The sequence below is a fragment of the Burkholderia sp. FW306-1C-G01B genome (genome assembly GCF_058781685.1).
The window spans coordinates 450,881-463,481 of sequence record NZ_JBYSWZ010000001.1; the positions used below are offsets into that span (position 1 = coordinate 450,881).

The 12,601-nt window shown below is 66.1% G+C and carries 10 protein-coding genes; 4 read left to right on the forward strand and 6 right to left on the reverse strand.

The window, feature by feature from the left end; translation table 11 throughout:
• Positions 1-30: 30 nt before the first annotated feature.
• The 4 genes from AC3WLY_RS02010 to AC3WLY_RS02025 all read right to left on the reverse strand — a co-directional run bounded on the left by AC3WLY_RS02010 (position 31) and on the right by AC3WLY_RS02025 (position 4,009).
• Complete coding sequence (locus AC3WLY_RS02010; RefSeq protein WP_492309603.1) at positions 31-1,050, reverse strand: hydroxyquinol 1,2-dioxygenase; 1,020 nt, start codon at positions 1,048-1,050, stop codon at positions 31-33.
• Positions 1,051-1,092: 42 nt separating this feature from the next.
• Positions 1,093-1,587 (reverse strand): cupin domain-containing protein, encoded by a 495-nt coding sequence (locus AC3WLY_RS02015; RefSeq protein WP_425130466.1) that lies wholly within the window; start codon positions 1,585-1,587, stop codon positions 1,093-1,095.
• 114 nt (positions 1,588-1,701) lie between these two features.
• Positions 1,702-2,631, reverse strand: a complete 930-nt coding sequence (locus AC3WLY_RS02020) for a LysR family transcriptional regulator (RefSeq protein ID WP_072438373.1) — start codon at positions 2,629-2,631, stop codon at positions 1,702-1,704.
• Positions 2,632-2,755: 124 nt separating this feature from the next.
• Complete coding sequence (locus tag AC3WLY_RS02025; RefSeq protein WP_492309604.1) at positions 2,756-4,009, reverse strand: MFS transporter; 1,254 nt, start codon at positions 4,007-4,009, stop codon at positions 2,756-2,758.
• A gap of 507 nt (positions 4,010-4,516) precedes the next feature.
• On the opposite strand from AC3WLY_RS02025, the gene AC3WLY_RS02030 reads away from it, so the two are divergent.
• Entirely contained in the window at positions 4,517-5,995 is a 1,479-nt protein-coding gene (locus AC3WLY_RS02030) for an aminotransferase class V-fold PLP-dependent enzyme (RefSeq protein ID WP_492309605.1), read from the forward strand.
• Positions 5,996-6,162: 167 nt separating this feature from the next.
• On the opposite strand, the gene AC3WLY_RS02035 is transcribed toward AC3WLY_RS02030, so the two are convergent.
• Positions 6,163-6,960 carry a helix-turn-helix transcriptional regulator gene (locus AC3WLY_RS02035; RefSeq protein WP_492309606.1) on the reverse strand — a complete coding sequence of 266 codons (798 nt, stop codon included), beginning with the start codon at positions 6,958-6,960 and terminating at the stop codon, positions 6,163-6,165.
• A gap of 111 nt (positions 6,961-7,071) precedes the next feature.
• On the opposite strand from AC3WLY_RS02035, the gene AC3WLY_RS02040 reads away from it, so the two are divergent.
• Positions 7,072-8,151, forward strand: coding sequence for an alcohol dehydrogenase catalytic domain-containing protein (locus AC3WLY_RS02040; protein ID WP_492309607.1), 1,080 nt, complete (start codon positions 7,072-7,074; stop codon positions 8,149-8,151).
• A 218-nt stretch (positions 8,152-8,369) separates the two neighbouring features.
• Here the strand turns inward: AC3WLY_RS02040 and AC3WLY_RS02045 are convergent, their stop codons facing one another.
• Positions 8,370-9,485, reverse strand: a complete 1,116-nt coding sequence (locus tag AC3WLY_RS02045) for a DJ-1/PfpI family protein (protein ID WP_492309608.1) — start codon at positions 9,483-9,485, stop codon at positions 8,370-8,372.
• A gap of 88 nt (positions 9,486-9,573) precedes the next feature.
• Between AC3WLY_RS02045 and AC3WLY_RS02050 the strand changes: the two genes are divergently transcribed.
• Together AC3WLY_RS02050 and AC3WLY_RS02055 are read left to right on the forward strand one after the other, a co-directional pair.
• Positions 9,574-10,584, forward strand: a complete 1,011-nt coding sequence (locus AC3WLY_RS02050; protein WP_492309609.1) for a GlxA family transcriptional regulator — start codon at positions 9,574-9,576, stop codon at positions 10,582-10,584.
• A gap of 365 nt (positions 10,585-10,949) precedes the next feature.
• Positions 10,950-12,482: an amino acid permease gene (locus tag AC3WLY_RS02055; RefSeq protein ID WP_492309610.1), complete on the forward strand. Its 1,533-nt coding sequence runs from the start codon at positions 10,950-10,952 to the stop codon at positions 12,480-12,482.
• The last annotated feature ends 119 nt before the right edge of the window (positions 12,483-12,601 follow it).

Below are 12,601 nucleotides of genomic sequence, written 5' to 3' on the forward strand. Positions count from 1 at the left end.
GTATTGCTTAAGCGAAAGCTGAAGCGCTGCTCAGAACGCGATCGGATACGGCGCGAGCTCGCCGCTCTCGTAGCGTTGCGGCAGGTCCGGCGTCGCGTTTTCCCAGACCAGCAGCATCGAACGCTTCGTCGAGTAGCCCTGGTGCCGGATGTCGGCGGGCATCGCACAAATGTCGCCTGCGCGCATCGTGACGCGTGCCCGCGGTGCGCCGGTGTTCTTGTCGCCGATGTCCCACACGATTTCGTCGGACAGTTGCAGGAACCATTCGACGCGGTCGTTGCCGTGGAAGACCGGCAGGATGAATTCCTCGGTGGTCGGGCAGAACAGGCTGCGCCCGCACACCGACGTGACCGACGGATTCCACGTCACGTCCGAGCGCGACAGGTACTTGAACAGGTTGAACGCGTGCAGTTCGCCTGCGAAGCCCGGCTCGACATGCACTTCCGGCTCGTCCTGCGCGACGTCGAGAAACGCGCGGTTGACCGGCAGTTCGTCGCGCAGCGGCGAATCGCCTTCGAGGCCCGGCATGCGGCGCGTCGCGATGCGCGTGCGCTCGATTGCCGAGCCGTTGTCGCCGTGCTTGCGCCCGAATGCCGTGCCCGTTTCCTCGGGCGCCGCGAACGGGTCGAATCCTTCGTTCGTCCAGTCGTGCAGCATCGCCTTGAAGGTCGCCATGATCGTCGGCGTTTCGAAGGTCTCGGTGTAGTCGACCCCGGCGTCTTTCAGGATGCCGTTGAAGGTACCCGCATACATGTCCACCTTGCCGTAGTGATTGCGCGTGCCGAACACGTGATCGAAATTCACCCAGCCGTAGAAGAAGCCCCACGCCACGTCGCGCATCATCGCGCGCAGGAACGCGTCGGCCGGCATCGCATGCGTGCGCGTCTGACCTTTCGCGGGCCAGCTGATCTTCACGAAATACTCATCGCGCTGAAACGCGAACTCGCCGAGCTGGAAGCGGCGGTAGCCGGTAACGGCATCGGCTTCCGTGGCTCGCACCAGATCGGCGGCAAAGCCGGCGGAAGGGTCGAGGGTCTCGAGGGTGGCCATAACGTGTCTCCTGGGATAGTCGAATGTGTGCGGTCGGAACGGTCAGTGCAGGCAGATATCGGCCCACTTCTCGACGGACAGCTCGCCGAGCACGGTCTGTACGAGCGCGACGCCCGGCTTGCCGGCGACGAAGCGATACGCACAGCCGGCCGGCAGCAGCGCTTGATGCCCCTTGCGCAGGACGACGTACCCCATCTTGCGGCCGGCCGGTTGTGCGCCGGCGCTGACGGTGCCGCGGCCCGAGGTCGGCGGCATGTCGAGCTTGATGAATTCGATCCGGACTTCGCCGTCCATCTGGATCGTGAACTCGTCATGGGCGCACGCGAACCAGGGCGACTGGCCCTCGGTCCTCAACACTTCGATCACGTATTCGAGATTCTTGCCGGCGACGACCTTTTCGTAAGGGGCCGACTTCGATGCCACCTCGAAGACGTTCGAGAAGGCGTAGTGCTGGGCGCTGCCGCTGGTGATTTCGATCTCGCCCTTCCTGTAGCTGTCGAGCGAGCCAAAGACGGTGTGGAATGCCGCGTCGGTCATTGCTGTCTCCTGAGTTGAACTGCTTGTTGGATTCAACTCTAGGGGCAAGAGACAGCGGCAACAAGGCAACGGATGGCGATTACGGCATTTGCGTTTCGCGAATAATCGCGCGGGTCACCGCACCCAGCCACGCTCCAGAAGCGGAAGATCCCATGGGGGCTCGTCGCCGATGTATTCGGCGAGGAATTCGACCAGCGCCTTCACCTTCAACGCCTGTCGCTGCGTTGCGGGATAGACGGCGGCAAAGCTCAGCGGCGCGAGCTGGTAGTCGGTCAGGATCGGCACCAGCCGGCCCGCGACGAGCGCGTCGCTTGCCACGAGCGTCGGCAGGCAGACGACGCCGCCGCCTGTCAGCGCGCACTCGCGCAGCAGGTGAACGGAGTTCGAGCGAATCATGCCCGGCAGCTCCATTTCGACGACCTCGTCGTCGCGCGTCATCGTCCAGCGATTGCGCGACGGATAACCCGAATACAGCGCGGTGGTGTGCTGCAGCAAATCGCGCGGATGTTGTGGCGCACCATGCGCTTCGAGGTAAGCGGGCGACGCGCAGAAGAGACGCCTGACCGTGAACAGCCGCCGCTCGATCAGCGATTCGGAAATCGGCGGAAAGATCTGGAACGCGATGTCGAACCCTTCTTCGACGGGGTCGACGACGCGATCATTGACGATAACGTCGAGCTGGATGCCCGGGTAGCGTCGATTGAATTCGACCAGCGGCGCGCCGAAGTGATCGAGCGCGAACCCGGGCAGCATCTGGATGCGCAGCCGCCCGGTCGGCGTGGCGCGAAGCTCGCGCATCTGGTCCGTCAACTCGTTGACGCGCCCCACCACCTCCGCGCACTCGCGATAGAACGCCTCGCCCACTTCGGACAGGCGCACGTGGCGCGTGCTGCGATGGAACAGCGGCGCATTGACGAACTTCTCCAGTTGCTGGATGCGGTTCGTCACGACCGAACTCGTCACACCAAGCTGCCGCGCGGCCTCGGCGAAGCTGCTCGCCTCCGCGACCCTTACGAATGCCTCGATGCTCAGGAACCGGTCCATACCGCGCCCTTTTTTCGACAGCGAAACCGGCAGTCTACCCGCACCGGGCAACGGGCTGTGTCATGCGAAAAGCGTCACTGTGTCGCCGAATCGATGTCAATCGCGGAGCGCGCCGGCTCAGGCATTACCTCGGCTGCTTTCCGGCTGCCAGCTCCGGTTGAACGACCACGCGACGCTGCAGCACGGCGGGCGCGGTTTCCTTCAACAGCATGCTGACCACGATGCCCAGCATGACCGCGCACATCGGCAACCACAGAATGTTCTGGATGCCGAAGTGTGCGGCGACGTAGCCGCCCATCGCCGGCGCGATGCCGCCACCGAAAATCTCGCCGACGCCGACCACCACGCCGATCGACGTCGACACGAGACCGACAGGCGCAGCCTCGGTCGCGACCGGGCCGGACAGCAGCGACACCAGCCCGAGCGTGAAGAACGACGCGACGAACAGGACGCCGAACAACGCGAGCGGCTGCGGGCCGAGGCCGCGGAAGATATAGAGCATCACGGCCGTTCCCGCGAAGCCGACGATACTCGCGAGGCGGCGCCCGACCAGGTCGGAGAGGCCGGGCAAACCGAACTGCCCGAGAAAGCCGCCGAAGCCGATCGCCGACACCACGAGGCCCATCTTCTGCGTGCCGAGCGACAGGTAATCCGTCAGGTACAGCGGCAGCAGCGCGCCGAGCACGAAGACGCCGGTCATCGCGCAGCACAGTGCGGCCATCGCGACGAGGATGTTGCGGCTCTTGAGCACGTGGCCGAGCGAAGCCGGCGCGTGTTCCGACGCGACCGCCTTCACGACCTTCGGCTCGCGGATGACGAAGAACATGATCGCGCCGAGGATCAGGCCGGGAATCGCCACCAGCGCAAACACCCAGCGCCACGACACGAAGCCGAGCAGCTGCGTGGCGATGATCGGCGACAGCGCCAGGCCGAACAGCGCGAAGCCGCTTTGCTGCAGGCCGAGGTTCAGGCCGCGCCGCCGCGGATGCGATGCGTCGGCCGTCGCCGCGAAGCTCGTCGGGCAGAACGAGCCCTCCGCGACGCCCATCAGCCCGCGAATCGCCATCAGCCCGAGCAGGCCGCCCGCGAGCCCCGAAAAGCCCGACAGCAGCGAGAACGCGATGATGGCCGGAATGAGCACCTTCCTGCGGCCGACCTTGTCCGAGATGCCGCCCATCAGCGCCGCGAAGACGCCCCACGACAGGCCGAGCACGCCGATGCAGTTGCCGACGTCCTGAGCGGTCAGGTTGAGGTCCTTCATGATCGAAGGGAACAGCGGCGCGATGAGCCAGCGGTCGAGGCCGACCAGCCCGAAGCCGAGCGCCAGCAGCGTTACCGCCTTCCACTCATAGGAGGTATCCCACTCGTTTGCTTTCATTTCCGTCTCCGAGGACGTTGGTTCGCCTGCGCGCGCCGCAGCGCCTGCGCATGAGCCAGGTCCGATGTTTTTTGTGTGGTGTGCGACGTGAATCGCGACGAAGTGCCGGCTGCCTTTCCGGTTCGACGCATCGAATCCAGCCAGCCGACGCCACCACGATAGGTGCACGGCCGCGGATCGGGTATGGAACAACCGGCGAACGCGCCATTCGCGAAATGCAAATAATCGGACGCAAGGGGGCGGGAAGTGTCTGCGGGGAAGCATCGGGCGAATCGCCGCAACGCTGGAATGGCGCTGACGCGTGCGACACGGGGGAATCCCTCATAGACATCGAGGCAGCCGCGAGCGGCCTGGCCCGGGCCATCAAGAAATCAATTCCCCCATTCCACCTCGGAGGAAAACGTTATTCCATATCGAGCGGGTTTCCCAAGCAATTTTGGATTCTTTTTCCCTCCTGTCCCCCGTATCATCTCTTCCATTCCGAAAGAGAAAGACCAAGAGAAGGACATGAGCGATACCACCACGCTGCATTACCTCGACTACGCGGCAACGACGCCCGCGGATCCGCGCGTGATCGAAGCGATGACGGCCTGTCTCGGCTTCGACGGCATCTTCGGCAATCCCGCGTCGAGTTCGCATGCCGCCGGCCGGCTGGCGCGGGAGCAGGTCGAGCGCGCACGCGCGCAAGTCGCCGCGCTGATCGGCGCGGATGCCGACGAGATCGTCTGGACGTCGGGTGCCACCGAATCGAACAACCTCGCGCTGAAGGGCTATGCGGAAACCGCGAGCGACAGACGCCACCTGATTACGAGCCGCCTCGAGCACAAGGCCATTCTCGACACGATGGCGAACCTGTCGAAGCGCGGGATGTCGGTCACCTTCCTGACGCCCACGCGCGACGGCGAAATCACCGCCGACGCGGTCGCCGCGGCGATCGGCCCCGATACCGGCCTCGTGTCGCTGATGCTCGTGAACAACGAGATCGGCACGCTGACCGACATCGCCGCGATCGCGCGCATCGTGCACGCCGCGGGCGCGCTGCTGCACGTCGACGCCGCGCAAGCGCTCGGCAAGACCCCGATCGACGTGCGTGCGCTCGGCATCGACATGATGTCGATGTCGGCCCACAAGGTGTACGGCCCCAAGGGCATCGGCGCGCTGTTCGTGCGCCGCGACATCGCGGACCGGATCGCTCCGCAAATTCATGGCGGCGGACACGAGCGCGGGTTGCGCTCGGGCACGCTTGCGACGCATCAGATCGTCGGCATGGGCGTCGCATGCGAACTGGCCGCTGAAAAACTCGGCGGCGAAGCCACGCGGATCGCGGCGCTCGGCGCACGGCTGACGGATGCGCTGCTCGCGCTCGGCGACGTCACGCAGAACGCCGCTGCCGCGCGCCGCATCCCGCACACGCTGAGCCTGACGGTAAACGCACCCGGCTTTTTCCCGTTCATGCTCGGCGAAGCGCTCGCCGTGTCGTCTACATCCGCATGCAACTCGACCAGCGGCGCACCGTCCCACGTGCTGACCGCAATCGGCCTCGACGCGGAGACTGCCGGCCGCACCGTGCGCGTGAGCTTCGGTCGCTTTACGACGGAGCAGGACGTCGATTTCGCGATCGCCTGTTTCCGGAAAGCGATCGAACAATGCCGCGCGACGGCGTCGAACGGGTTTTCCGCTTCGCGGCAGATCACGCCGGCCGACCTGAAAGCGATCCGGAATGCAGGTTTCCGCTCGGTCATCTGCAACCGTCCGGACGGCGAAGGCGACGATCAGCCTGCGTTCGACGAGATCGCAGCCGCAGCCCGCGAACTGGGCCTCGAAGCGCGCTACCTGCCCGTCGAGCGCGATCGCATCGGCGACGCGGAAGTCGATGCGTTCGGTGCGTTGGTCGATTCGCTGCAAAAGCCGGTGCTCGCGTATTGTCGAAGCGGGAGCCGCTCCGGCATGCTGTGGAACCGTTTGTCGAGCCGGCGTACGGCCTGACGCGGAACACTGCCCGAGCACGCCGCACCACCCGCCTTCGCACGCAAAGGATGCCGATGCGTTGATACACCGCCGGGTGGTGATGCAGCGCAACCCATCAAGCCTCGGCCTCCCGGCAGACGACCGCCGTTGCATGACCCGCCGGCAATCCTGTCGCTCGCGCGCCCCTATTCGCCGACGCCCCCATCGCCACTCACCGGCGTATAAATCGCCAGCTTCAACGCGGGATCGTCGTTCGCCTGGAACGTCGCGTATTCATAACGCTGCTTGCCGCGTTGCGCATGCACGAGCACCTTCTGGCCCGACGCCCCGCTGCGCACATCATGCGCGCCCCACCATTGCGCAAACTCGTCGCTGCTCGCGCGCAGGCGCTCCACCAGCGCAATGAACGCCGGATCGTTCGCATGGAGATCATGGTTCGTGCGAAACAGCGCGATCATCCGGTGCGCTTCGTCGGCCCAACGCTCGGCGAAGAGCCGGCGCGCGTGCGGCTCGACGAACATGTAGACCAGGATGTTGCGATCGGCTTCCGCGAGCCGATCGACGCCGAGCAGGTCGGCCGCTGCGGCATTCCACGCGAGGATGTCCCAGCGCCGCCCGGTCACGTACGCAGGCAGGTGAAGATTCGCGACGAGCCGCGCGATGACGGGCGGCACGCTCTCCGGCACGAACGCACGCGACGTGTCGCGCCGCGCGAGCGCGCGCAGATGGGCTGCCTCGGCCTTGTCCAGCCGCAGCGCGCGTGCCAGAGCGTCGAGCGTCGCATCCGACGGGCTGACGTCGCGCCCCTGCTCGAGCCGCACATACCAGTCGACGCCGATGCCCGCCAGTTCCGCGACTTCCTCGCGCCGCAGGCCGGGCGTGCGCCGGCGCGGGCCGTCGTGCAGGCCGACGGCATCCGGCCGCAGCTTCTTGCGCCGCGAGCGCAGAAAATCGCCGAACGGGGTTCGCGTGGTGGCGGTCATCGGGTTCGCTCCGTGCAGGGTGGTATCGGGCAATCCTGGGCTCGTGCCAGGCCTTGTTGCGAATTCTAAGCCTGCCAGAATCGGCGCGTCCCCCAACCCTCTGGAACAGTCATGAAAGCTGCGATTCTGAAGTCGCTCGGCATGCCGCTCGCAATCGAAACGATGCCGGACCCCGTGCTCGGCACCGGCGAGGTCATCGTGGATGTCGTCGCGACGCCGGTGCTGCCCTATGCGCACGAAGTGTTCAGCGGCGAGCGCCGGTATCCGATCGAACTGCCGATCGTGCCCGGCTGCGGCGCAATCGGCCGTGTCCGGCAAACCGGCCCCGACGCGACGAAGTTGCAGCCGGGCGACTGGGTGTTCTGCGATCCGACCGTGCGCTCGCGCGACGATGCGCTGATGCCCGACATCGTGCTGCAGGGCTGGAGCGCGCGCGGCGAAGGCGGCAAGCAATTGCAGCGCCATTTTCACGACGGCCCGTTCGCCGAACGACTGCGGGTGCCGACCGAGAACGCGGTACGCATCGGCGACATCCCGCGGGCCGACGCCGCGCGCTGGTGCGCACTCATTACGTTGCTCGTGCCGTATGGCGGGCTGCTCGCGTCCGATCTGCGGGCGGGCGAGATCCTGCTCGTCAGCGGCGCGACCGGCAACTTCGGCAGCGCAGGCATCGCGGTCGCGCTGGCGATGGGCGCACGGTGCGTCGTCGCGCCCGGCCGCAATGCGCGCGCGCTCGCGGATCTCGAACGCCGCTTCGGCGAACGCGTGCGCACCGTCGCGCTGACCGGCGACGAAGCCACGGATCGCGCCCGCATGCAGCAGGCGGCGCCGGGGCCGATCGACTGCGTGATCGACCTGATGCCGCCGTCGGTGCCTGCGACGACGGTGCGTGCCGCGGTAATGGCGGTGCGCCCGTATGGGCGCGTAGTGCTGATGGGTGGCGTCGGCATGCTCGGCGGTGCGGGGCTCGAGCTGCCGTATCCGTGGCTCATGCGTAACGACATCACGCTGCGCGGCAAGTGGATGTGCCCGACGGAAGCCGTGACGTTGATGACGGGACTTATCCGCGGCGGGCTGCTCGATCTCGGGCATTTCGATGTGACGGTCTTCGCGCTCGACGATGCGAACGACGCGGTCGCGCATGCGGCGGCAAACGGCGGGCCGTTCAGGATGACCGTGATCGCGCCTTGAGCTCGGCGCGTGGTGCTCGGGCGAGCGATCGTTGCGGCGCGCGATTCGACGGAAGGCGCGCGGCACGCTCTGCGCGAGTTTCCGCCCGCGAAGGCCGGGCTCATCGACCGGGAGATCATTCCGCGCGGGGCCTTCCTCGGCCGGGAGGCGTTGTTTGCGGCGGGCGATGCACGAATTCCGCCCGTTCAGCGCGCGCCCGGCACCGCACGCTGCAGCAGCTACCTCGGATACTCCAGTTGCAGCGCGACCCAGCCTGACGTCGCGTCGCCGTAGCGTGCCGCGATGTCCGCGAGGACGCCGGGAAGCACCGCTTCGCCACGCCGACCGTCCGGAATCGTCACGCGCTCGTGCCGGACATTTGCCGGCTGCGTCAGCAACCGCAGCCCGTGCTTCGACTCGATCACGCGCGCATCCGCCGTCGCGACAACATCGCTGCGCCATGTCCGCGCCCAGGCGTCGGCGGTCAACGCAACCGAAAGTTCGTCAAACCCGTTCCCGACCGGAAGATCGAACGTCTCATGCCGCCAGAACGCAATGCGGTCCATCAGCGCGGTCGTCACCGCACGCGCGGTCAACACGAACCGGCTACCGTCGTGAACATCGCTCCATGCTTGCGCGCCGACGCTCCGCGCAGTCTCGCGCGCCGCTGCCGGCCCGAGCAGCGCACTCACCAATGCGAGCGAAGCGGGAATCGACGCCGACACGCCGGTCGTCGTCATTACGTTGCCGTCCATCACATAACGACGATCGTCGACCCACATCGTATCGGCGAAACGGCGACGCAGGCGGTCACGCGAATACCAGTGAGACGTCGCGGTGCGATGCCGCAGCAGGCCGGCGTTCGCGAGAACCTCTGCGCCGTCGCAGATCGCCACCATCGTCGCGCCGGCGGCGGCCTGCCTGCGCAGCCACGCCAGCACCGCCGGCCGGTCGGCACGATGCAGCGCGGGCACGATCACGACATCCGCCCCCGACGGGACGGTGGCGTCGAACAGGTCGAACGTGGTATCGGCCAGCACGCGCAGCGCGGGCATCAGTTCGACGGCGCCTTCGTCGGCCGACACGGCAACGACATCGGCCGCACCGGATGTCTTCAGAATCGCGTAAGGCACGATGAAATCGGTCGTCTCCGTTCCGGCGTTGTCCGCGACGACCGCAACGAGAGGCCGCCTGCGGCCCTCTTTCGGTACGCTCATCGTCAGTGTTTGTACGACCGGCAGCGTGTCTTCCGCCATCGTCTTCATCGGCCGCCCCAACGCCCACGCACCAAGCATCCCGCACACGAGCAGCATCGCCGTCGGGCGCGCCGCCCAGCTTGTCTTCCGTTCCCGCATCGTCCACCCGCGTCAATCGATTGCACGTCCGGGAAATTACAAGGATCATGCTCGCGGTCACAAGGACAACTCCACCGCACTTTCTGCCATGTCCCAGTCAACCTGTTCGGCACGCGACATCGTTGTCGTCGGCTTCGAGGGCGTCCAGTCGCTCGACATCACGGGCCCGATGGAAGTGTTCGCGGTCGCGAACCGTCACCTTCCCGGCCATGCCGTGCCGTACCGGCTCACGCTCGCATCGCAAGACGGGGACGACATCGTCACGCACGCGGGCCTGCGCCTGGCCGGTGCGACCGCACTTGCGGCGCTGCCCGCGCGTATCGACACGATCATCGTCGCCGGCGGCAACGAAGCGGCGCTGCGACGCGCTGCATCGGATGCCGGCGTGCTGCCGTGGCTGCGCACGCGGATCGCGGACACGCGGCGAATCGCGAGCATCTGCACGGGCGCGTTCGTGCTCGCCGCGGGCGGATGGCTGGACGGCAAACGTGCGACCACGCACTGGAACCAATGTTCGGCGCTACAGGCGCTTTGTCCTGAAGCACGGGTCGAGCCGGACGCGATCTACGTGAGCGACCCGCCGTTCCATACCTCGGCCGGTGTGACGGCCGGCATCGACCTGTGTCTAGCACTCGTCGAGGCGGACTGCGGTGCGCCGACCGCGCTCGCGGTCGCACGCGAGCTCGTGCTGTTCATGCACCGTCCCGGCGGACAAGCGCAGTTCAGCGTCGGGCTCGACATCCAGGCAAGCGCGACGCCGCGCATGCGCTCGCTGCTCGCCGACATCGCCGACGATCCGACCGGCGATCTTGGCGTAACCGCGCTGGCCACCCGCATGCACATGAGCGAACGGACGTTTGCGCGCAATTTCTTCAAGGAAACCGGGCTCTCGCCCGCGCAATACGTGCTGGCGGCGCGGGTCGAGCGCGCCAAGGTGCTGCTGGAGCGCGCCGACTGGCCACTCGAACGGATAGCGGAGCGTTCGGGATTCGGCAGCGTGGACGCGTTGCAGCGTGCATTCGCGAAACGGGTCGGCACGTCGCCGCGCGACTATCGTGCGCGCTTCGGGCAGCGACGCGACAAGCGGCAGACAGGATAGGCCGCCAACGGTTTCGGCGTCCGTAGCGATCGAGCTGCGATCACGCCACGCCGGGAGGCCGCTTGTTCCGCCGCTACCGCATTTCGACACAGGCGGGGCATCCGTGCTTCGTCCGACATTCAGGACGAGAAAAGAACGGGCAGGCACGCCCTCAAACGGTGCACGCATCCGGATTTTCACTACGTTGCCGAAATCCGATATTGTCCGGAAATTTGGTTTCATACCGTTCACGCATCGGACCGGAACGCGATTGCCGTTCAACCGCGGCATCGCGTGCCGCCGACGAGTTCCAGGAGCGGGCCGTCGCACGAGGCCCGGGCGGCGATGACAGTCCTGCCACGCGGGACATTCGTGACGGAGCGAACATGGACGCAAAACTCTTGCCTGATTCAGGCACCGACAGTGACGTAAGCCTCCTGCACAAGATGGGCTACGCGCAGGAACTGTCGAGACGTATGAGCGGTTTCTCGAACTTCGCCGTGTCGTTTTCGGTGATCTGCATCCTGTCGGGCGGCATTACCGCGTTTCAGCTCGCGTTTTCCGCCACCGGCGGCGCATCGATCGGCCTGGGCTGGCCGTTGGGTTCGCTCTTCGCGCTGATCGTCGCCGTGTCGATGTCGCAGATCGCGTCCGCGTTCCCGACGGCGGGCGGCCTCTATCACTGGGGCGCGATCCTCGGCGGGAAGAAGTGGGGGTGGATGACGGCGTGGCTCAACCTGCTCGGCCTCATCTTTGTGATCGCCGCGATCAACTTCGGCACCTACGATCCGTTCTTCAAGACGTTGATCGCGCCGATGTTCGGCGTCAGTCCGGACAGCCTGACCTGGTGGCATCAAACGGCGTTCATCGCGTTCATCACGCTCTCGCAGGCGATCCTGAACGCACGCGGCATCCGGATCGCGAGCAGGATCACCGACCTGTCGGGCTATCTGATTTTCGTGGTGACGATTGCGCTGGTCGTTTCGCTGCTCTACTACTCGCCCGTCGCGTTCGATGCGCACCGGCTGATCACCTTCACCAATTTCACTGGAGTCGACGGCGGCGCGTGGCCGAAGCAGGCCACGCCGCTCGCGTTCCTGTCCGGCCTGCTGCTGGTGACCTACACCATCACCGGGTTCGACGCTTCCGCGCACACGTCGGAAGAGACGCACGATGCGGCAAAGAACGTGCCGCGCGGCATCATCGGGTCGGTGTTCTGGTCCGCGATCTTCGGCTACGTGATGGTATGCGCGTTCGTGCTGGTGATGCCCGACCTGACCGCCAGCATGAAACAGGGCACCGGCTTTTTCGAAGCGATACTCGCGCCGATTCCGAAGACCTTGCGCGTCTGTCTCGAACTCGCGATGTTCTTCATCAACTACGTGTGCGGGCTCGCCGCGATCATGTCGACGTCGCGGATGGTGTATGCGTTCGCGCGCGACGGCGGGCTGCCGGCGTCGAAGCTGCTGCGCAGCGTGAATCACGCGCACCGGACGCCCGGGCCCGCGATCTGGACGTGTGCGGTGCTCGCGATCGTCGTCACGTTGTATGGCGATGCGTTCTCGGTGCTGAGTGCCGGTAGCGCGGTGTTCCTGTTCATCTCGTATGCGATGCCGATCGGCTCGGGGATGCTGGCCGAAGGCCGCACGTGGACCGAAAAAGGTCCGTTCCAACTCGGCATCTGGTCGAAGCCGTGTGCGTTGCTCGCGCTGGTCGGCGCCTGTGTGCTTGCGTATGTCGGCATCCAGCCGCCGAATGAAAAGGTGCTCTACGTGCTCGTCGGCTTCGTCGCGGTGCTCATGGTGATCTGGTACGGCTTCGGGGTGCGCAACACCTTCGCGGGGCCGCCGGTGCTGAAGGACACGCGAAACCTCGACCGCATCCGCGAACTCGAGGCGAACGTCGATCCGTCGGTCTGAAGCGCCTTTGAAGCGCCTCTGAAACAGACTGAAGCCGCCGACTCGCAGGTGTCACGCCGCGAGTCGGTTTTCTTGTTCCGACATCGATGTGGAACGACGAGGTCAACCGCAATGCGGCG

Bases quoted from the DNA above. Each gene is read 5' to 3' on its own strand.
- AC3WLY_RS02010 (WP_492309603.1), bottom strand. From the start codon at position 1,050: ATGGCCACCCTCGAGACCCTCGACCCTTCCGCCGGCTTTGCCGCCGAT.
- AC3WLY_RS02015 (WP_425130466.1), bottom strand. From the start codon at position 1,587: ATGACCGACGCGGCATTCCACACCGTCTTTGGCTCGCTCGACAGCTAC.
- AC3WLY_RS02020 (WP_072438373.1), bottom strand. From the start codon at position 2,631: ATGGACCGGTTCCTGAGCATCGAGGCATTCGTAAGGGTCGCGGAGGCG.
- AC3WLY_RS02025 (WP_492309604.1), bottom strand. From the start codon at position 4,009: ATGAAAGCAAACGAGTGGGATACCTCCTATGAGTGGAAGGCGGTAACG.
- AC3WLY_RS02030 (WP_492309605.1), top strand. From the start codon at position 4,517: ATGAGCGATACCACCACGCTGCATTACCTCGACTACGCGGCAACGACG.
- AC3WLY_RS02035 (WP_492309606.1), bottom strand. From the start codon at position 6,960: ATGACCGCCACCACGCGAACCCCGTTCGGCGATTTTCTGCGCTCGCGG.
- AC3WLY_RS02040 (WP_492309607.1), top strand. From the start codon at position 7,072: ATGAAAGCTGCGATTCTGAAGTCGCTCGGCATGCCGCTCGCAATCGAA.
- AC3WLY_RS02045 (WP_492309608.1), bottom strand. From the start codon at position 9,485: ATGCGGGAACGGAAGACAAGCTGGGCGGCGCGCCCGACGGCGATGCTG.
- AC3WLY_RS02050 (WP_492309609.1), top strand. From the start codon at position 9,574: ATGTCCCAGTCAACCTGTTCGGCACGCGACATCGTTGTCGTCGGCTTC.
- AC3WLY_RS02055 (WP_492309610.1), top strand. From the start codon at position 10,950: ATGGACGCAAAACTCTTGCCTGATTCAGGCACCGACAGTGACGTAAGC.